Consider the following 20,047-nt stretch of genomic DNA (forward strand, 5'->3'; position numbering starts at 1 on the left):
CCGCGGGGCTGGTGACGGTGGTGGTGACAGTCCTGATCACTTTCTCACAGCCGGCTAACAGGAAGCGGTGGGAGACTCATGCTCGGCGTCACCCCGCTGTGACCACCCACGGTCCGCAGGTCGATCTCCTGGACGACCCGCTCCAAGGTCCAGTTCCGGGCCAGCCGGACCTGGCGCAGCGGCGTGAGCGGCCGCGGCGGCCCCGAAGAACGCTCAGGCATATCCCCATCACCATCCACACCCGAGGCACCGCCGCGATCGCGGCGCCGGCATCAGTGATGATGCGCTACCGCCACGCCCAATACAGGCATCGCAGCGCACGCTCGAAAGTTCACGAACAGTCCGATCAGGTGCGGTCAGTGTCCGCGGAGCGCGAGCGGTGTCAGCGCGGCAGGGGGTAGGTGACGGCGGTGATGCGTTCGGATTCGGTCCACAGCAGGCGGCGGCGGGTGTGGTCGCGGGTGACGCGACCGGCGCGGGCGGGTGCCGGGTGGCCGGTGCCGCCGAACAGGCCGTCGGGGCCGTAGTAGTCGCCGCCGCGCACCGTCGGGTCGACCGTCGCGCGGATCGGCGACAGGGCGCCGGCCTGCGAGCTGTGGATGAGCCAGCCCATCGCCGGTGCGAGGCGTCCCGTGACGAACGCGCGGGCGAACGGTGGGAGCTCTCGGACCAGGTCGGTGCGGGCGATGCCGGGGTGGGCGGCCACCGCGATCGTCTCGGCGCCCGCCGCTGCGAGGCGCCGCTGCAGCTCGTGGCTGAACAGCAGGTTGGCGAGTTTCGAGCTCGGATACGGCAGTCGCATCCGCGGGGCGCTGGGCGTGTCGTCCGCGCTGCGCCGAGGGCGGGGCAGGTAGCCGAGGACGCGGGCCGCGTCGGCGGGGCGGCCGATGATCGCGGCGGCCGGTTCGGCCCGTGCCGGTACGCGGGACAGCACGTCGGCGCGCAGGCGGCCGCAGAGGTGCGCGAGGCTGCTGACGGTGACGATCCGCGACCCGGGGGTGGGCAGCAGCCGGTCGAGCAGCAGGCCGGTGAAGGCGAAGTGCCCGAGGTGGTTGACCCCGAACGTCGCGTCGAAACCGTCCTCGGTATGGCTGGCGGTCGGGCGCATCACGCCGGCGTTGTTGACCAGCAGGTCCAGGCGGGGATGCGCGGCGCGGATCGCGTCGGCGGCCGCGTCGACGGACGCGAGGCGGGCCAGGTCGAGGCGTTGGATGCGGACGTCCGCGCCCGACGGGCCGGCGTCGGCCCGGATGCGGTCGGCGGCCCGCTCAGCCAGATCCAGGTCGCGGCAGGCCATGACGACGGTCGCGCCGCTGCCGGCGAGGACCCGGGCGATCTCGAAGCCGATGCCGGAGTCGGCGCCGGTGACGACGGCCGTCCGGCCATCCTGGTCGGGCACGTCGGCGAGGGTCCACGGCTGGCGGTCGGAACGGGTCCTCCTCCGGAGTGCGCCGCGGCGCACCCCGAACATCCCCGGTTGTCGCACCCTCCGGGCACCGTCCAGGCGAAGCGTCATGTCACCGGCTCCAGCAGAACCAGCGGGATCAGCCGTTCCGTCCTGCGTTCATAGCCGCGGTACCAGCGGTTGTCGGCGACGATGCGGGGCCACAGGCGGTCCCGCTCCTCCTGGGTGGCTGTCCGCGCACGCATCGCCTGCCAGTCCTTTCCGGTGGGCCGCACCTGCACGTCGGGGTTGGCGCAGACGTTGAAGTACCAGTCCGGGTTGCGGTCGTCCCCGCCGCGGGAGGCGACCAGGACGATGGTCGAGCCCTCCTGGATCGGGGAGGTCAGCCGCAGCGTGTGGGCACGCCCGCTGCGCCGGCCCGTCGTGGTCAGCTCCAGCACGGGCATCCCGCCGGCCCGACCGCCGAGCCGCCCTCGGGTCACCCGCAGGAGAACGCCGTGCGCGGCGTTCATCGCCTTGAACATCCGGTCCCTCGCCACCCGCCAACTCTCCCCTGTCCGGAGCCTCCCCGCTGGGGTCCGGCGAACGCCGTGTTCCTCACGGCCAGGGAGGGCGCACACCGGATCGCTGCCCGATGCTGGCACATCCTCGATGCACCGCGCCCGGATTGTCTTGTTCGCGCCACCGGGGTACCCCCGTCGCACACCACCCGCGAGAAGGCCCATCGGAGCACGTCAGCCGCCGGCGTGGGTCCCGTCGCGATCCACCGATGCCCACGAACCAGGTGTGCCGCAGCACATGGCGCGCCGCCAGGTGCGCCGCCGCGCACTGTGCCGTGTACGGCGCACCGCTGTCGGCCGGCGTGCCGGGGACCCGCGTGCACCCGTAGCGACGCGCTGCGGTGCGCGAGATCCACCGCCTCGCGGCCGTCGGTGGACGGTCGGCGCGATCCTGGAGAGACGGTCGTAGTGGTCGGCGAGGTTGTAGAAGTTCGTGGCGAGGATCAGGTCGGGGTGCAGACCTGCGATCGGTTCCAGGTTGAGGTCGCCGCTGGTGTCGAGCGCGGTGCTCTTCGACAGGTCGATCCTGCCCTGGAGCCAGGGGAAGACGCCGTCGACCCTAGCGCGTCCGGACGGACTCCACCCGCGGCGGGCGCCGAACAGCGATGCGCGCCACCACGCGACGAACCACGTCAACCCAACACCGGGCCGTACTACGACAATTACATCGGGTGACGCGATGGAACTCGCATTCAGAAAAGCCGCTCCGTGTTGCATTGTTATAGGCGACGGCTAATTCTGGAGAGTGACCCAATGAATTATGTGGATCCCGTCACCATGGCGGGTACAGAAGCCGACTTAGGTATTGACCTACCTCGTCAGCAGTCCCGGGCCGGCGGCGAGAACCCCGGCCGACCGGACCGGAACGTCACCCGCGTCCACGCGGCGCTTAGCCAAGCCGACCAGCCACTTCGCGCCCGAACGCTGGCCCACGTCCTCGGCCTTCCCGCCGCCGAGGTGACCGCGGCGCTGCGGCGCCTGCAGGACGCCGGCGCGGCTGTTTCCCACGACCGTCGCTGGAGCGCGGTCACCGAGGGGTAGCCCCACCGGGCCGCTGGCCGCACCTCGGCCACGGACGTCGAGGCCGCGAGCCGGGCCGCAGCCGGCTCGCCTCGCCTCGCCGCCGCCGCCGCCGGGCTGTTATCCCGTCGTATTTCCAGCCCGAGTGTTGCTGAAAGATGTCGCATTGCTGACCGGGCACCCCCGCCTGTTCGGCGAATCCGTTCGGCTCGGGCGACGATGCCCGCGCCGGCCGACAGCGACGGCCCGTCAGGACGCCTTGATGGGCTGGGCCGCCAGCCAGGCGGCCACCCGGGCGCGGGAACGCATGCCGAGTTTGTTGAGGATCTGCTGGACGTGGGACTCCGCGGTGCGCGGGGAGATCACCAGAGCGGCCGCGATCTCCCGGTTGCTCAGCCCGCGGCCGAGCAGCTCGGCGACCTCGAGTTCCCGTCGAGTCAACGGCTCCACCGCGGGGGAACCGGCGCCGCTCACCGCGCAGGCACGGGCCTCCGCCAGGTCAAGGGTGGTGCCCCGGGCCCAGGCTGCCTCGAACGCGCGGGCCCCCGGCGCTCGCCGGGCGGCCGTCTCCGCCCGGCGACGACACGCGAACAGGCCGGGCAGCGCCGCGGTCGACGTCCCCATCCGTTCCCACCCCCGATCCGCCGCGCCCAGCAGCACGGCGGCCGTGGTGTGCTCGCCGAGGCTGCTCTCGAACCAGGCCGCCGCGTCGAGCTGCAGCGCGACACCCAGTTCGCCCGGCCGTCCGCCGTCGTGGTCGGCGGCCGCGGCGAGCGTCGCACAGGAGATCTTCCGGGCCCGCGCGGCATCGCCCCCGCGCCAGGTCGCGATGGAGTACGCCCAGTCCGCGTACGTCCGAAGCTGGGGCGCGGCGAGCCGCTCCGCGATGGAAAGCCACTCCCGCTGGTAGCGCTCGACGCGGCCCGGGTCGGCGCCGAACGCCGCCGCGAGCATCAGCAGCGACAGGGTCCTCAACTGGTGGTCGACGTTGCCGTCGCGGCGGAACGCGGCCAGGGCCGGTTCGAGCACCTCGGCGGCGCCGGGGCTGCCCGCGTAGAGCGCACCGAGCCCAGCGAGCTGCGCGACGAGCGCACGGCGTCCGTCCGGCCCGTCCCGTCCCGTCAGGCCGTCCAGTCCGGCGCGGCCGCCCGTGCGGTCCAGTCCGGGCCGGGCGGTGGCGGCGAGCGCCGCTCCGTCGTGACGGAGCCGGGCCGCGGCGTCCCGGTCGCCGTGCAGGGTGGCGAGCCAGCCCGCGGCGTGCAGGGCGTCGAGCCGGTCCCGGTCGTCGCCGTCGGTCTGGTCGAGGAACCGGGTCAGCCAGCGCTGGCCCTGCGCGAACCGGCCGTCGACCAGCCAGAACCGGTGCAGCGAACCAGCCAGGGTGAGGCCCGCCCGGCCCTCACCCGCCTCGGCACAGAACCGCAGGGCCTCGTGGAGATTCGCGTCGTCGCGGCGCAGCCGACCCAGCCAGCCGGACCAGTCGGCGCCGCCGGCCTCGCGGGTGGCCCGGGCGGCCATCGCGGCATACCAGTCGCGGTGCCGGCGGCGCAGCGCGGCGGCCTCACCGGGGTGGCGGGCGAGCGTCGCGAGGCCGTAGCGGCGATGCGCCTGCGGCAGCCGGAAGCGGCCGCGCACCGGCCCGGGCCCGACGGTGAGAACGGACTTGTCCACCAGCGCGAACATCAGCTCCAGTGGCGACCCGTCGAGGTCCGGGCCGACGATCGCCGCGGCCGCGTCGAGGTCGAACTCACCGGGGAACACCGACAGGCTCGCCCACAGCCGCTGCTCCAGCCGGGTGCACAGGTCGTGGCTCCATCCGGCGCTGTCGTGCGGGGTGCGCTGGCGGGCGGTGACCCGCCGGCCGTCCTGGCGCAGGATCTCGGGGTCGCCGTCGTCGAGGTGGGCGAGGATCTCCGCGGGAGCGAGCGCCCGGGTGCGCCGCGCGGCCAGCTCGATCGCGAGCGGCATGCCCTCCAGCCGGCGGCAGATCTCCCGCACGGCGGGGCGGTTGGCGTCGGTGACCGCGAAGTCGGACCGGACCGCGCGGGCCCGTTCGACGAACAGGCTGACCGCGTCGTGATCCGCCGTGGGACTCTCCCGGCCCGGGCCCGAGCCCGAGCCCGCGACCGGGAACGGCCGCAGCACGTACACCGCCTCCCCGTCGACGCGGACCGACTCCCGGCTCGTGACCAGGAACCGCAGCTCGGCGCAGGCGTCCAGGAGCGCGTCGACCAGCGCGGCGCAGGCGCCCACGAGATGTTCGCAGCACCGGCTGCCCGCTCAACGACGACCCCCTCGACGGCTGCCGCTGCCCGGCGCCGCGCGGCTCCATCGTGACGGTGCGGCCCCGTTTCATCCTCGGCAGCCGGCGCGGGCGGCGTCAACCGACCTGGCGGCGACCCGCCTCGGGTACGTTGGTGCCGTCTCGGGATGCTGTCACTTACGCTCCGAACGGACCGGCGAGCTACGCGCGACCCACCGGCGGGGCGGGTTCCGCCCGTGCGCCGATGCTCGAAGGGAATCCCCCCGCATGCTCACGCCGTTCGACGACTACCCCGTGCACCAGACGTCCCTGCCGGTCGCCCACGTCGGCAACGGACACCCCGACCACTTCGACCGGTTCTGGTTCAACGGTTACAGCGAGGACATGTTCTTCGCGCTCGCGATGGGCGTCTACCCGAACCGCGGCATCATCGACGCGGCGTTCTCCGTGGTCCACGAGGACGTCCAGCGGTCGGTGTTCGCCTCCGGCCGGGTCCCGCTCGACCGGACCCGGACCCGGATCGGCCCGATCAGCGTGGAGATCGTGGAGCCGCTGCGGATCACCCGGATCCGCGTCGACGCGCCGGAGCACGGGCTGGTCGCCGACCTGACCGCGACCGCCCGCACCGCTGCCTTCGAGGAGCCGCGCCAGACCCTGTACGACGGCGCCTACCCGCTGATGGACAACACCCGCGCCACCCAGATGGTGAGCTGGACCGGCGAGATCACCGCCGGCGGCCAGTCCGTTCCGGTCACGACGTCCGGCGGCCAGCCGGTCGTCGGCTCGAAGGACCGGTCCTGGGGGCTGCGCGGCCTCGGCGACCGTATTCGGATGGCGCCGCGGCCGATGAAGCCACAGACGTTCTTCCTCTGGGCGCCGCTGAACTTCGCCGACGAGTGCCTGCACTTCATGTCGATGGAGGACGAGCTCGGCCGGCCGCGCCAGCGGACCGCCGCGGTGCTGCCCGTGATCGCCGAGGGTGGCCCGGTGTTCGGTCCCGACACCGGCACGCGGTGGCTCGGCGAATCCCACCACGACGTGCGGTGGGCCCCCGGCCTGCGCCGCTCCGAGGGCGCGACCCTGCACCTCGGCGACGCCGGTGCGGTGGAGCTTGAGCCGATCCGCACGTTCCGGATGAAGGGCGTCGGCTACCAGCACCCGGTCTGGGGGCACGGCAAGTGGCATGACGAGCTCGTCGTCGGCGGCGAGGTGCACAAGTCCGCCGAGCTGGACACGCTCTCGTTCGACTGCATCCACGTCCAGCAGGTCATGCGGGCCAGCTGGGGCGAGCGCCGCGGCCTCGGGGTGATGGAGCAGCTCATCATCGGCCCCTACGCGCCCGGCGGCTTCCGCGAACTGTTCGACGGCGCCCCGGCGCGGCCCGCCAGCTGACCGTCTTATCACCGTCCCTTCTGATCAACCTCCCATCTGGTCACCGTCGCCGCACCGGGACGTCACGGTGCGGACAACGGCTGTTCGCACCGGTCGGTGATGCTTTGCGGATGCGCGGGGCCGCTTTCGCCGCCGGGGCGGACGCACGCCGGTGCTCGCTGGAGGACGTGTGAGCACCCCCTCGGTCGTCATCACCGGCGCGGCGTCCGGGATCGGACGCGCCTGTGTACGGCTGTTCGCCGAGCGGGGTTTCGGCGTGGTCGCCGTCGACGTCGACGAGGCCGGCCTGGCGGCGCTGGCCGGCCCCGGCGGGACGGACGCCGGCCCGGCGGCGTCGATCGTCCCGCTGGTCGGGGACGTCGCCCGCAAGGCGACCGGAACGGCGATGGTCCAGGCCGCGCTGGAGCGGTTCGGCCGGCTCGACGTCGCGGTGCTCAACGCCGGGATCGGCGGCACGCTGCCGTGGGCGCACGAGGACGCCATCGACCGGCTCGACCGGATCCTCGCCGTGAACGTGCGCGGCGTCGCGATCGGGATCCGGTCGGTCGTGCCCGCGATACGCTCCGGCGGCGGCGGGTCGATCGTGGTGACCGCGTCCAGCGCCGGGCTGGCGGCGGACGCCGGGAACTGGGCCTACAACGCCTCGAAGGGCGCCGTGATCAACCTGGTCCGGGCCGCCGCGCTCGACCACGCCGCTGAGGGCATCCGGGTCAACGCGATCGCCCCCGGCCTCACCGACACCCCCCTGATGGCCCGCCACCGCACCGATCCCCACGTGGTCGACGCGGTCGGCCGCCGCATCCCGCTGCAACGCTGGGGACGCGCCGAGGAACACGCCGCCGCGATCTTCTTCCTCGCCTCCCCCGACGCCTCCTACGTCACCGGCGCCACCCTCGCCGCCGACGGCGGCCTCACCGCCATGCACGGCGCCGTCCCCCCACCGGCCCGCCCGGAAATCTGACAGCTCCGGCGTGCCGCCGGGCTCCCCCCCGGTAATCGCGATCAATGGTCCCTCTGTACGGCAAAAAGGACACGGAACCGTACAGAGGGACCAGGATCTGCGCTCAGTACAAAAGCCGGTCCGCCTGGAATCGCAGCGATAGGATCATGTGTATGGCCGGGGGGTTGTGGGAGCGGGTTAGGGGCTGGTTCGGGGCGGACGCGGAGCATGTGACGACGTGTTTCCTGCCCGAGCCCGGGTCGGCGCCGATCTGGCCGGCGCAGGGATACGTGCGGCTGTGGCTCGCCGAGGGGTTTCTCGCCCGGGCCCGCGGCTGGGGGCAGGATCGTTTCCCGGTGCTGCACGCGGGCGCCTCGCTGGACTTCGGGACGTCCGGGCAGGTCGCGTTCACGAGCTTCTCCCGACCGGCGGTCGCGTGGGCGGCGCCCGGCGACCAGGTCGATTTTTCCGTCACCCCGCTGCTGCCGTTCAACGGTGGGATCATCGAGATCGAGGCCGCCGTCTACGAGGCGACCGCCGGCGGCCCGCTGGGCACGGCGTTGCAGCTGGTCAGCGGGTTCGCGGAGCTGCTCGGACCGCCGCTGGCGACCGCGGCGTCGGTCGCCAAAGCCGTCTCGACCGGCCTCGACACGCTGATCGGCGCCGCCGGTGACAAGCCGGTTCTCGGCGTCCACCACGCGCTGACAAGCCCTGGCGGCGGGGGGCAACCGGTGCGGGCCGGCCACCTCGCCGTGGTGCACGCGGCGCCCGGCTCACTGCCCGGCGAACTCACGATCGACGCCGACGGCCGCCTCGCACTGCTCGTCGACGGTTCGACCCGCCGCCTGATCGGCGTCGACTACCTCGTCGTACGCGTCGAGACCCGCACGGAGCACGACGTCTGGCTCTCCCCCGCGCTCCTGGCCCTGGTCACCCAGGCCCGCCTGGCCCGGGCGCACGGACGGCTGGCCGCCTTCGCCGACTATCGCGCCGAGGCCCTCACCCTGGCCTGGACGTCCGGCGACTACGTCGAGTCCGACCGGGCCCGGATCGCCACGGCCATCGCCGCCGCCCTCGACCCGGGCGAACAGGGCGCCGGCGCCGACCCGGACGTCGCCCTCACCGACGAGGTGCTCGCCCACCTCCCCGCCCAGGGCGACCCGGCCCTCGCCGGCCTCACCCTGCCCGACCTCCTCGCCCGGTGACGGCTCAGCCCAGGAACAACAGGACATCGTCGCCCGCGCGGAGATCGGTGGCCGGTTCCCCGGACGCCGCTCGCAGCCCGGCGTAGATCGCCGCCTTCGCCTCGCGGACGGCGATGACTGGCAGGACGTCGCCGCTGCGCGCACCGCGATCCGCGCCCGGCCGCACGGCTCTGGCGGCCACCCAAATCGCCTCCGCCGCCGCGGCCGCGAGCGCGTCCGGCAGGGGCGGGAGCACGATGACGGCGAGTGATCCCGCGTCGAGCGCCGCGATCGCCAGGTCGACGAAGCCGCGCCGATCCTCGTCCAGCGGCGCGGCACCGCCGTCGACCGGATCGGCCTGCAACACGGTCAGCCCGCTGCCATGCACGTCGAGATCCTCGATGCCCAGCAGCATTCCGCCTCGTGGGCCCTCGGGTTCGGCGTCGCCGTCCGCGACGCGCAGACGTATGCCCGACGAGGTACGCACCGGAGTGCCGATCACGTGGGTCAGCCCGGGGACCGTGATCGGCGCGCCGGCGGCGTCCGTCGGCCGTAGGTGTGGCGGGCCGTGGAAGTCCGCGGCGCCGGAAGGTCTCCGGCCGAAGCGCAGGTACCCCCTCAGCGTGCCCGGCCTCAATCGTGCGAACACCACGCACTGGCTGGCCTCGGGGGACACGACCTCGGCGAGGCGTCGCTCCCAGTCGCCGCCGTCCTCCAGCCTGTCGACCTCCAGCACCACGAGTCGCAGCTCGGGTTGAGACCTGGGAGCCCGCCCCGCCCGCGCCCGACCGCTGCCCCGGATTCGACCATCCCTGAGGTCCCACAGCGAGCGGCCGGACAGCAGACGTGGACCTAGCGACCTGACGAGCTTCGCCAACCAGTCCACCGCGATGGCAGGAAGCGTCAACGACGGGTGTATGAGCCGATCGCGCGCCGGCCTGCGCGGCTCAGCGGGACGCACTCTCCCATCCACGCCCACGGAGAACCATCCGCCGCGGCGAACCCGGTACGGTCCGAACCGGCGCGGTGGCAGCGGGTTCAGCAGCTGCGCCGGCAGCCGCCCGCGATGGCGCTGCTCCGCCCAGTCCCAGGTAAAGATCGCCATCAGTCCCGCGCTGCCAACGATCGGAACGGCCGCCAGCACCAGCAGAGCGACCTGCACCGCCCGCGGCAGGTCGATCGACGTCGCCACGATGATCAGCGGAACCGACATCAGGAGCCACGCGCCCCCCAGAACGCGTCGCGCGAGCAGGCCAGACCCCGTGACGGGGCCTCCTCGGCGGACCGCTGTCCGCCTGTCAGGCGATGACTTCACGCTCCCGGGGGGGTTATGGCGCAGCACCGGAATGGCCGACATGACATCGGCAGGCTCGGCGCGGCGAGCCGGCGCCAGGCCACCGGCTTCCCCGACGGTGGATCTCTCACCGGGCTGTCGGCGGACGCCCGGTTGAGCGCCCCACCCGTCCAGGTCCATGCTCGGCGGCGGCACCACCTCGCCGGACATCTCGACGGACGCCTCCGTCGTGGTCAGCTGGACCTGCGCACCGTCGGCCAGGACGGCCAGGCGAGCCCGTTGCGCCCACGCCGGCCAGCCCGCGAGGGCGGTCGCAGCTCGCCCTACCTCGGCACGGTCGTCAACGGGTAGTCCGGCCCGCTGCCGGATCCGCGCACGCAGGATCGTTGCGGCGGCGGCTCCGAACACGTCACCCGCCGAGCGGAGTGCTTCAGAACTCCGCCGGGACCAACGGCCGGGGGAGTCGATCAGCGCCAGCGCCTCGCGTGGCAGACGCTGGTTGAGCTCCTCAGCGACACGTACCGCCGCGCGTGTGCCCGCCAGGGGAGGCAGCCCATCCAACAGATCCTGCACCTCGTCGGGCCAGGAGTCGGGTTCGGTGGCGCGCAGGGCGGCCCATCGCAGCCACAGGTGTGGGTCCCACGGGTTTCCGCCCGGCATGGCATGATCGTCCGAGGAGGCTGGCAGGCCACGCAGACGGGCCCACTCGGCGTTGTCGACGTCCGCCGTCCGTGCCGGCCAGCGGGCGTCGGGGGACGTCAGTTGGGGTTCCATCCAGCGTGCCGCGTCGCCCTGGGTGAGCGAGTAATAGTCCTGGCAGCGCCACCAGCCGTGCCAGCTGCCGGCCTCGGTGGGAGTCTCGGGACGACTGCCCTCGACAAGCGTCAGCACGAGCCATGCCTCGGCCCGCACGCGCGGCGGCCCCTCTCTGGCCAGCTGGCGGATGGAGGGGCAGAACTCGGTTGTCCGGTAGCGCCGGCACAGGTCCAACAACGCCAGGTCACATTCTTCGACGGCGCCGGGATCGGCACCGGTTGCCCGCGCGTCCTCCCGGTAGACGGTGAGGATGAAGGCGGCCCGGTGCGGTTCGTCGAGCAGCGCCCAGGCATCGGCGACCTCGGCGGCCAGCGACCGCGTCTGACGGTGCGACCAGGCCGTGGGCACGCGTCCCGGCATGTAGGTGACGTGCTGGTCGAACCGGCTCAGGATCTCCCTGGGCACGACCCGATGCTCAAGGGCCAGCCGGAGCGCCGTCGCGGCGTGCCGTTCGGCGTCGATGTCCTCGACGCGGGCAAGCACGCCGTCGACCCAGCCGCCGGTGAGGTCGGGCGGATCGCTCGACGTGAGCGCGCTGGACCGCATCAGCAGAACGACGGCGTGGGTGCGATCGACCAGGCCCGGTGGGGCCGCCCAGTCCGCCCAGGATGTCCGGGCCTCCCGGCTGGTCCGCTCGAAGGTGTCAACGGAGGCCAGCAACCGCGGAACCGTCCCCCACGCGGGCTGAGCACCGGCACGCATTCCCAGGACGGCTCCGGCCAGCTCGGCGGCCAGCCGGACGGTGGAATCGTTGTGGTCGCGCAGCCGGGCGAGATCCTCTTCCCACTCGGCGCCTGACCGTGCGAAGACGGACGGGTCGTCGTCGGGTGGCTCCTCGTTGACGACGGCGTCCAGGGCGCCGAGAACCGAGCCCGCCGGCACGCCCGGCACGGAGCCGGCGAGGACGAGCTGGTCCCCGATGACCCCGGCCGAGACACGGCCGACAGGCAGACCCGGGAACCGCTCGTCGCGACCGCCCCCGGCGGCGATGCGTCCCAGCAGCCCGCGCGTGGCCAGGCACCTGCCCTCGGCGGGGCGCGGATGGCGGGGTGCGTGGTCGGACACCGCGTTCCACAGCGGGAGCGTGTCGGCGCGATGGCCGGTGTGGATGCGGGCTGCGGCCTGGGTGGCGAGGATCGCCGCCGTGATCGTGACGTTCCCCGCCGGTGGTGCGGGGCTTCGCCGTTGCGTGGCGGCCTCCGAGTCGGTGCCGACTTCGGCGGCTTCGGCGGCTTCGGCGGCTTCGGCGGCTTCGGCGGCCTCGGCGGCCTCGGCGGCTTCGGCGGCCTCGGCGCGGGGGCGTTCCGCGGCGGCGGCGCGGGCCGTGATCTGGGCGGCCCAGGCCCACTCGCCGGTCGCGACGATCCGCGCCTCCAGCCTCGACCAGAAGTCGGCGCCCTCGTCGGGGGGGGAGCAGCCGGACGGCGGCGACGACGGCCTCGGCGCGAACCTCGGCGAGCGGGCCGGCGTCGACGAGGGCGGCGGCGTCGCGGCCGAGGGCGGCGCGGTCCATCGGGTAGCCGGCCGGGTCGGCGGCGATGACGGTCCGGATCCGTTCCCGCAGCGGCTCGTCGATCTCCAGCAACGATGGACGGCCGTCGGCACCGACGGCCGCCACCTGGACCCATTCCTGGGCGGCGAGGCCGTCGAAGGCGGCCCCGGGGTCGAGGCCGACGCGGCGCAGCGCGGGCGCGATCATGGCGTGGTCGAAGCGGCCGAGCTCGACGGCGACGCCGAGGGCGCCGCGGGTGTCGTCGTCGGCGAGGCGCTGGATGATGCGGCGCTCGACGAGCGGGTCACCGGAGTCCCGCAGCACCTCGGGGCGCAGGTCGGGTTCGCGGGTGATCCAGTCGCGGTAGGCGGCCAGCTCGAACGGGTTGTACCGGGCCTCCTCCGGTGTCGGCGCGGGCATCCGGGCCAGGTCCAGCAGCGCCGCGCGCAGATCGGCGCTCGGGCCGGGGTGGACCGGCGCGTCGGGGCTGTCCACCGCGGCGAGTCCCGCGTCGAGGAAGCTCTCGGCCTCGTCGGCGGTGAAACCGGTGACGGGGACGACGCGCAGGTAGTCGCGATGGTGCAGCCGTGGTCCGGCGGCCCGGGCGTTCGCGTCGGCGGGCGGTGTCAGCGGCCGGCGGCCGGCGAGGACGATCCGCACGTCCGGCATCTCGCCGTGGAGGCGTTCGAGCAGGTCGAAGGTGCGGTCGATGGCGGGGGCGGGCGCTCCCGGCACATACAGCTTGGACAGTTCCTCGCAGGTGTCGAGGACCAGGACGACCCGCGGACGGCCGAGTTCCCGCAGCACCTTGGCGAAGGCGCGCACCACCTCGGCGAACAGGACCTGGAGGGTCTGCGCGGCGGCGGCCCGGATCGCGCCGATGGTGGATCGGGTGGGGCCGTGCGACGGGTAGAGGGCGCTGCCGTACACCTGCTCGGGCCGGCCGGACGCCGGGTCCGGCCCGCGCTCGGCCTCGTCCCGGCCGAGATGCTCGTGCAGGGCGCCGGCGGCGTCGCAGAACCGCCGGTAGGCGTAGGACCAGGCCCGGCTCCGGCCGTAGCCGGTCAGCTCGTCGGCGAGAGCGAGGAGCACCTCCGCCGGCCGGTGTTCGGGGTAACGCGGGTCGAGATGGTCGAAGTCGACGCGCGCCACGGGGAACGGCGGCAGGTCCCGGGCGGCGGCGTACCGCCCCGAGGCCAGGTAGCGCAGCAGCATCGTCTTGCCGATGCCGCCGGCGCCGAGCAGATGCAGTGCCCAGGGTGAGCCGGGGCCCGCACCGTCGATGATCGCGGCGAGCGCGTCCTCGACGTCGGCACGGCTCTGGTAGTCCCGCAGGTAGTCGGCGTCCTGGGCGTCCCGGTGGGCACGGTCGAGCCGCCAGCCGGCGCGGCGCGCCGCCTCGGCGAGTGTGCCGCCGCTGATCACGCCGATGGTCCGCGCGGCGGCGACCAACCGCGTCGCGGCGGCCAGCCCGGTCTCCCCGGCCAGCAGGTCGTCGACGCGCTCGTACAGGACGCTGCCGGAGCGGTCGTAGCGATGTTCGGTGGCGACCTCCAGCCACGGCGCGAGCTCGGCGGCCAGCACCCGGTTGGCCTCGCCGGGCAGGCGGATCGCCGCGACGACGGCCTCGGCGAATCTGGAGATCTCGAGGTCCACTGGCAGGTCGAGCTCGCGCAGGTAGCGGCCGACCTCGTCGCGGCGGGACAGGCGGAGCCAGAACACCCGGATGGCGGCTCCGCGCGGGCCGGTCGACGAGCGGTGGTCGACGAGCCCGGCCCGGTCGAGCCGGGCATGCAGGTCCGGGAGGTCCTCGGCGCTGGCGAGGCCGAAGCGGACGGCGGTGTCGTCCGTCCATTCCGGGAGCAGGGCGAACCGGCACAGCTGGGCCGGGTCGAAGCCGGCCAGCGACTCCCGCCGGGCCCGCGCGAGCAGCGCGGCGAGGTCCAGCGGCTCCCCGGCGGCCGCGGGGGAGCCGGTCGCCCGGTCCGCCGGCGTGTTCACTGGAACTGCTCCTCGTAGATCCGCAGTGCCTGCTCGTCGTCAGCGCCGACGAGGATCCCACCTATTTCCATCGACGCGGCTATCAGGTAGAGCGATTCCCGCACCGCGGTCGGCATCCGCCTCAGCAGCCCGATGTTCCGCTCGATCTGCTCCCGGGAGGCACCGCGGGCCGCGGCGTAGACCAGCGGAAAATCCGGGCGCCACGGGTGCAGAAGAATCCACTGGAATCCCAGTATCGCGCTCGCCGGCGACAGCGGGGCCAGTTCGGGGAAAAGGTATCCGGGCTGGCCGGCGAGTGCGTCCCGCCGGCGTTTGAGCACCTCGCCCGCGCCGCCGACGAGCGAGGCCGTGACCACCACGGGCACCGGACGGCCGGGTTCGCCCAGCCCATCACGGTTGATCAGGGCCAGGAGCGGCGCGAGCGCGCCAGCCCACCGGTGCACCTCGTCGCCGAGCACGACCACCCGGGATTCCGGGCCGAACGGCTCGCCCAGCGCGGCCGCCGCGCCGGCGAAGGCCGCCAGATCGATTCTCAGCAGGGCCCGCAGCGTCTCCGGACCATACGGCGAGGGACTGGCTGCGAATCGGTCGACCGCGCCCTGCAATCTAGCGATGCGCAACAGCCGGGCATGTTCGTCCAGCGCTGGCGGATACCCGCCGGCGACGTTTCCGGGCGGCGTTTCCGCCGGGTCGGCGCCCAGCACGGTCAGGGAACTCGGATCCATTCTCAGCGCGCTGGCGACCGAAATCATCTTCGCGAGTATCTGGACGACCACCGCGCCCACGTCCTGCGGCGCGGCGCCGTCCCCGAACGGCCCGACGAGCAGTGGCAGGTGACCGCGCCGCAGCAGCCGCAGTCCGGTCTCCCGCAGCAGCCGGGTGCCGCCGAGCCCCCTGATCGAGCGCTCCGCCACCGCGGCGAGCAGGCCCGGACCGCCGCCGACCGCCGGGCCGGCGAGATCCTCCACGGCGTCGAGGATCGCCTCGTGCCCGATGAACATCGGTGCGTGGCGCAGTTCGAGGCTCTCCGCGACGTGGCGCAACCGGGCGACCGGTTCGGGATCGACGAGCCGCAGATCCGGCGGGACGTTCTCGGCGAGCAGCAGCGTCGGCATCGCCCAGTCCAGGTAGCCGCTGGGCGGGTCGCCGTGCAGCAGGGCCGCCCGCCGGCCGGCCGTCGCGGCGGCGACCACCGACGCCCCCTCGTGCACGGCCCGGACGAAGCCCCGGGCGAACATCCGGCTGGCCTGCTCGCTGACCTCACCGGACATCGCGACGACGATCGGCACGCCGCGCTCGACGAGCTCCGCGGCCATCGACCGGCCAGCCACCCGCGCGACACCGCCGCTGCCACCGGCGTCGGCGCCGCCCGCCGGAGCGGGCAGGGCGCTGCCGCAGGCGCTGAGGACCACCACGGCGGGCATGCCGGCCGGCCCGCGCAGCGCGAGAGCCAGCGCCTCGGCATCGACGTACCGCGAGCCGGTCGGTGGGTCACCCCGACGCGCGCCCACCGGTTTGTCCGCGAGGCGGATGACCGGACGGTCGCGGGCGGCATGCTCGCCGGCGTCATCCCAGCCCTCGCCGTCGCCGTGGGCGACATCCCCGTGGGCGACATCCCCGTGGGCGACATCCCCGTGGGCGACGAGGTGCACGACGTCTGGTGCGTGCCGGGCGCAGGCCTCGCCGAGCTCGGTGATCGTCACCCGGTCCAGCAGCCGTGACACGCACAGCCCCTCGGCCTCGAAGGCGCGGACCAGCCCCATGAACATCGCGCCGGGACGGATCACCGCCTCGTCCAACGCGGAGCCGGCCGCGAACAGCACCCGCGGCACGCGCCGGATCGTGGCCGGCGCGGGCGTCGTGGCCGGCACGACCCGCGTGACGGCGATGAGGATCAGCGGGTGTCCGAGCAGCGGCGCGGCGCCGTCGTGCATCGACTCCCACACCAGGCTGTCGAGCGCGCGGTCACCCGCCGGCCACCGCAACGCCAGCTCCACCCCGTGGCCGTGCCCAGGGCCGTGGCCGCCGGCCGCGCGCAGGATCGCCGGCCAGACCGGGGCGAGCAGGCATTCGAACAGCCAGCGCCCGTAGAGCTCCGCGTCTCCTGGCCGCAGGTCGAGCCCGGCGACCCGGACGAGCAGCCCGTGGACCGCCTCGGCGTCGCCACGACACAGGCTCGCCAGGGACGCGGGCAGGTCGCCGGCGAGCTGGCCGAGCCGCACCGCCGGCACGGCCGGCACCTGCCGCGGTGAGTCGTCGACGTCCGTCACCATGACGGCGGCCATCTCGTGTTCCGACCGGACGTCGACGGGATCAACACCCGCCGGCGGTCCGTCGCCGTATCCGTGGACCCGCACGGCCCATCCGTCGCCGCGACGCGCCACGTCCACCAGGATCCGCGGGATCGTCACCGTCCCTCGCGTTCCCGGTCCGGACCAGCCGTCAGCGTGCCGCCCAGCAGCCGCGTGGTCAGGCGGGTGGCCAGGTCGGCCAGGTCGCCGGCTGGCACCGGCGGCGGGGCGAGGGTGCCCTCCGGGCCGGCGGCGCGCATGACCGTGACCAGCCTGCCGTGCAGACCGGCGAGGTCGCCGGGGGACGCGGTGAGCTGGGCCGCAACGCCGGCCTGAACCGCGAGCCGGGCCGCCGGACGCCCCCGCAGCGCCGAGGGGGTGATCGGCACCGGATCACGGCGCAGTGCCGAGGACCAGCCGTCGACTCGCCCGTGCGGGCTGTACCATGCCTGGTCGACAGCGCCGAGGTCGAGCAGCCTCTGACCGCCCAAGGGCAGCGCGAGCAGGGCGTCGGCGACCGCGGGAACGACGGCCAGGTGCCGGCGCAGCTCCGCGGTGCCGGCGTCGGTGCCCAGCCATGCTTCGGCCTCGGCAACCCCGCCCGCCGCAGCCGCCGCCTGGGTTGGGTCCGCGCCGCGGACTCGGCGGGCGAGCTCACCGAGCAGCGCCCGGCGAACCAGCGGCGGCGGGTACGGGTAGCCCGGCGCGGACAGGGCCGCGAGCCGGTCCGGGCCGCCGTGCTCCAGCTCGTCGACCGCCCAGGCCGCCGCGTCGGCGATCATCACCGCCGAGAAGGCGTCCGCGAACAGTTCGCCGTGCCAGCTCGACCACTGTTCGGCCAGGTCGGGGCGGCCATCGTCAGCTGCATGCACGGTCTCCGCGAGGACCGACCGGGTCACGTCGGCGAGGCCGCGGCCCGATCCGGACCCATCGAGGTCCAGTGCGTCGATCTCCCGGGCGACGAGGTGGCCGGTCTCGTGGGCGGCGACGGCGAGCCACCACGCCTCCCGCGTCACCCATTCCGGCAGCGCGATTGTCGCGACGGGTAACTCGCGCAGCAGCGCGTGCACCGCGCCGTCCACGGCGTCGGTCCGGGCGGGCGGTCGCAGCTCCACCGGCACCGCCGCGCGGGTGAGGGCGAAGGCGTTGAAACGCGGGTCGACGTAGGCGAGCGGTCCCTGCGGGGGCGTCCGTCGCAGCGCGACGAACGGCTGCGTCCAGCAGGAGCGGACGAGTTCGTCGGCGGCGAGCAGGACCGGGCCGAGCCGAGGATCGACGCGCTGGTCGTAACGGTCGCGGTACCAGGCGAAGGTTCGGCGGACGACGGTGAGCATCGTCTCGACGGCACGGCAGTCGTCGTAGGTCCGGCCGAGCTCCGGTCCCAGCTCGCGCAGGCGCCCGTCGAGAGCCGCCAGCATCCTGCCGAGCACCACGTCGAGGACGCGCAGCTGGGGGCCGAAGCGGACGAAGCGGGGATCGTCGGTGCGCTCGGCGAACCAGGCGACGACCTCCCGACGGGCCTGGCCGACCGCCGCCGCCGAACGATCGACCCGCCTGCCACCGCGCTCGGATCCTAGATCCACCCCCACGGCCGTAAGAGTACCCAGTTGGCCACAGTACGTCCCATCTGCTGTCGTCGGCCTGACCGCTATCCGCCCCTGGGGGCTTTCGACGCCGGAGCGAACAGAATCACGCCGCTGCGGAGGCCGGCCATCACGGCCCGCCGCCGGCTCCGGCCGCGCCTGCCACCGGAAAACAGTGCAACGGCAAGGTGCGGGGCCGCACCAAGTTGTTGCGGTCTGTTCCTGATGCGCCCAGCACGGTGTGATGTGTCCACCGGCGGACGCGCAGCCCGCGTCCCAGCATCCGTAGGCGAGGAGGACACCTGGTGAGAGCGACGGGGTCCACCTCCTGGGACAGCGGATTCCGCCGAGGGTTGCTGCCCCACCCGCATCCGACAACCCATTGCCGAGGGCGAGTCGCCACGCGGGCCTTCATGGGCGGTGAGGCACACCGGGAGAGGACCTTGGGCATCGCATGCAGGGGTCCTCTCCCGGACCCTGTTTCCACGAGTTCGCGGCGGCTGGCAACCGCCACCACCTCCACTCCTGTTTCTTCGACCATCTACGTTCCTACCGCCGGTCCCCTTCACACCACCCACCTTCACACCACCCGCCCCAGCACCACCCGCCACATCGCGGCGGCCAGCTCGGTTTCCACCGGGCCGTCCGCTTCCGGTGACCACCCCCGCCGCTCGGCGGGGCCTGGTCGTGCGGCGGACGGCGACGCGGAGGCCACGGGCCAGTCCACGCCGCGCCCGAACGAGAACGGCGCCGCCGCGGGCGGTGCGCGGGACGGACAGGGCCCGCCGGTCGTGGCGGTGCCGCCGCGGTGGCGCCGACCGGCGTGCGCTCCCGGGCTCCGGTTCGCCCGCCACCAGGCCGAGGTGATCATTCGCTACCGGTATGCCGGTCGGACCCGGGAGCTGCGGGTCCCCACCGCGCTGTGGTCGCCCTTCGTCGAGGAGGTGCGCCGCGGCCGGTTGGACCGGCTCGCGCCGTCGGATGCCCCGGGCGGCTGGACCCCCTGGGGCGCCGGCGGCGGCGAGGTCGCCCGGGCCCTGCCCGACGAGGTGATCATCCGGCACGGCGCGGCGCAGGCGCGGCTGGAGAGCCGCCTGCCGGCGATCATCTGGGATCAGATCCTGGTCGCCGTCCGGGCACACGCGGTCGACGACCTCGACGCCCGCGGGGACGCCGACAGTGTCGAACGGCGCCCGAGCGGGTTCCGGACCATGCACGGCAGCGCACTGAAACCGGTGCGTCCCCGGGACGACGGCCCCGACCGCTCCCGGGCCGTCCCGCCGCGCCCCCGCCTGCCGCGCCCGACCGGATAGCCGGCTCGTCGCGGTCCGTGGAGGGCGGACCGCGCCGGGCCCCAGCGATGGCCTGCGCGGATCGGACTTCCCTGGTTCACCGCGTCGGACCTGCGGGCTGCCCGCCGCACCCCTCACGGCGGGCAGCCCGCCACACCGAACCCCCAGTCCCGAGTCGGCCCGCCCTGGTCGACTCGCCCCAGACCGGCTGCCCGCCGTGCCCCCACGCGCCGGCGCGCGACCCCGACCGGTGCCTCCACCGGCAGGCCCCGGGTCCGCCGAGACGCCGACCGGCGGGCAGCCACCCCCCGTCCCGACGACCAGCCCGCCCCGCACCCACTGCTCCGACCACCCTCCGGTGGCCACCTGCCCGCTCTCCGCCCGCGGCCGGCCGGGGGGCCCCCCACCCCCCCCCCCCCCCCCCCCGGCGGCCGCGCCCGCCGCCTGGAACTGCGCCCCGAGGTGCTCGGCGCCACCGGCGATCCCCAGCTCGGCGGCAACTACATCACCCTGC

13 protein-coding genes are annotated in these 20,047 nt (G+C 74.3%); 5 read left to right on the plus strand and 8 right to left on the minus strand.

Going from position 1 to position 20,047, the window contains the following annotated elements; genetic code table 11:
• Positions 1–44: 44 nt before the first annotated feature.
• From MXD60_RS18765 to MXD60_RS18780, 4 genes are all read right to left on the minus strand, one after another.
• Complete coding sequence (locus MXD60_RS18765; protein WP_248820618.1) at positions 45–221, minus strand: hypothetical protein; 177 nt, start codon at positions 219–221, stop codon at positions 45–47.
• Between the two features lie 161 nt (positions 222–382).
• Positions 383–1,516 carry an SDR family NAD(P)-dependent oxidoreductase gene (locus MXD60_RS18770; RefSeq protein ID WP_248820619.1) on the minus strand — a complete coding sequence of 378 codons (1,134 nt, stop codon included), beginning with the start codon at positions 1,514–1,516 and terminating at the stop codon, positions 383–385.
• Positions 1,513–1,944 (minus strand): nitroreductase/quinone reductase family protein, encoded by a 432-nt coding sequence (locus tag MXD60_RS18775; RefSeq protein WP_248820620.1) that lies wholly within the window; start codon positions 1,942–1,944, stop codon positions 1,513–1,515. Before MXD60_RS18775 ends, MXD60_RS18770 begins: the two co-directional genes overlap by 4 nt.
• Before the next feature lie 195 nt (positions 1,945–2,139).
• Positions 2,140–2,682 (minus strand): ABC transporter substrate-binding protein, encoded by a 543-nt coding sequence (locus tag MXD60_RS18780; protein ID WP_248820621.1) that lies wholly within the window; start codon positions 2,680–2,682, stop codon positions 2,140–2,142.
• 60 nt (positions 2,683–2,742) lie between these two features.
• On the opposite strand from MXD60_RS18780, the gene MXD60_RS18785 reads away from it, so the two are divergent.
• Positions 2,743–3,006 carry a hypothetical protein gene (locus tag MXD60_RS18785; RefSeq protein ID WP_248820622.1) on the plus strand — a complete coding sequence of 88 codons (264 nt, stop codon included), beginning with the start codon at positions 2,743–2,745 and terminating at the stop codon, positions 3,004–3,006.
• 228 nt (positions 3,007–3,234) lie between these two features.
• Here MXD60_RS18785 and MXD60_RS29465 read toward each other — a convergent pair whose 3' ends face one another.
• Positions 3,235–5,238 (minus strand): ATP-binding protein, encoded by a 2,004-nt coding sequence (locus MXD60_RS29465; protein ID WP_248820623.1) that lies wholly within the window; start codon positions 5,236–5,238, stop codon positions 3,235–3,237.
• Positions 5,239–5,515: 277 nt separating this feature from the next.
• Between MXD60_RS29465 and MXD60_RS18795 the strand changes: the two genes are divergently transcribed.
• The 3 genes from MXD60_RS18795 (at position 5,516) to MXD60_RS18805 (ending at position 8,785) form a co-directional block, all read left to right on the plus strand.
• Positions 5,516–6,640 carry an Rv3169 family protein gene (locus MXD60_RS18795; RefSeq protein ID WP_248820624.1) on the plus strand — a complete coding sequence of 375 codons (1,125 nt, stop codon included), beginning with the start codon at positions 5,516–5,518 and terminating at the stop codon, positions 6,638–6,640.
• Positions 6,641–6,809: 169 nt separating this feature from the next.
• Positions 6,810–7,601 carry an SDR family NAD(P)-dependent oxidoreductase gene (locus MXD60_RS18800; RefSeq protein WP_248820625.1) on the plus strand — a complete coding sequence of 264 codons (792 nt, stop codon included), beginning with the start codon at positions 6,810–6,812 and terminating at the stop codon, positions 7,599–7,601.
• Positions 7,602–7,753: 152 nt separating this feature from the next.
• Complete coding sequence (locus MXD60_RS18805) at positions 7,754–8,785, plus strand: hypothetical protein (RefSeq protein ID WP_248820626.1); 1,032 nt, start codon at positions 7,754–7,756, stop codon at positions 8,783–8,785.
• A gap of 4 nt (positions 8,786–8,789) precedes the next feature.
• On the opposite strand, the gene MXD60_RS18810 is transcribed toward MXD60_RS18805, so the two are convergent.
• From MXD60_RS18810 to MXD60_RS18820, 3 genes are all read right to left on the minus strand, one after another.
• Positions 8,790–11,756: a hypothetical protein gene (locus tag MXD60_RS18810; RefSeq protein WP_248820627.1), complete on the minus strand. Its 2,967-nt coding sequence runs from the start codon at positions 11,754–11,756 to the stop codon at positions 8,790–8,792.
• A 2,607-nt stretch (positions 11,757–14,363) separates the two neighbouring features.
• A complete protein-coding gene (locus MXD60_RS18815) occupies positions 14,364–16,778 on the minus strand; it encodes a CHAT domain-containing protein (RefSeq protein WP_248820628.1) in 2,415 nt (804 codons plus the stop codon).
• On the minus strand, positions 16,775–18,241 hold the full coding sequence (locus MXD60_RS18820; protein ID WP_248820629.1) for a hypothetical protein: 1,467 nt from the start codon (positions 18,239–18,241) through the stop codon (positions 16,775–16,777). Before MXD60_RS18820 ends, MXD60_RS18815 begins: the two co-directional genes overlap by 4 nt.
• Before the next feature lie 863 nt (positions 18,242–19,104).
• Between MXD60_RS18820 and MXD60_RS18825 the strand changes: the two genes are divergently transcribed.
• On the plus strand, positions 19,105–19,554 hold the full coding sequence (locus tag MXD60_RS18825; protein WP_248820630.1) for a hypothetical protein: 450 nt from the start codon (positions 19,105–19,107) through the stop codon (positions 19,552–19,554).
• Positions 19,555–20,047 lie beyond the last annotated feature (493 nt).

It is taken from the genome of Frankia sp. AgB32, assembly GCF_023243045.1.
GTDB lineage: Bacteria > Actinomycetota > Actinomycetes > Frankiales > Frankiaceae > Frankia.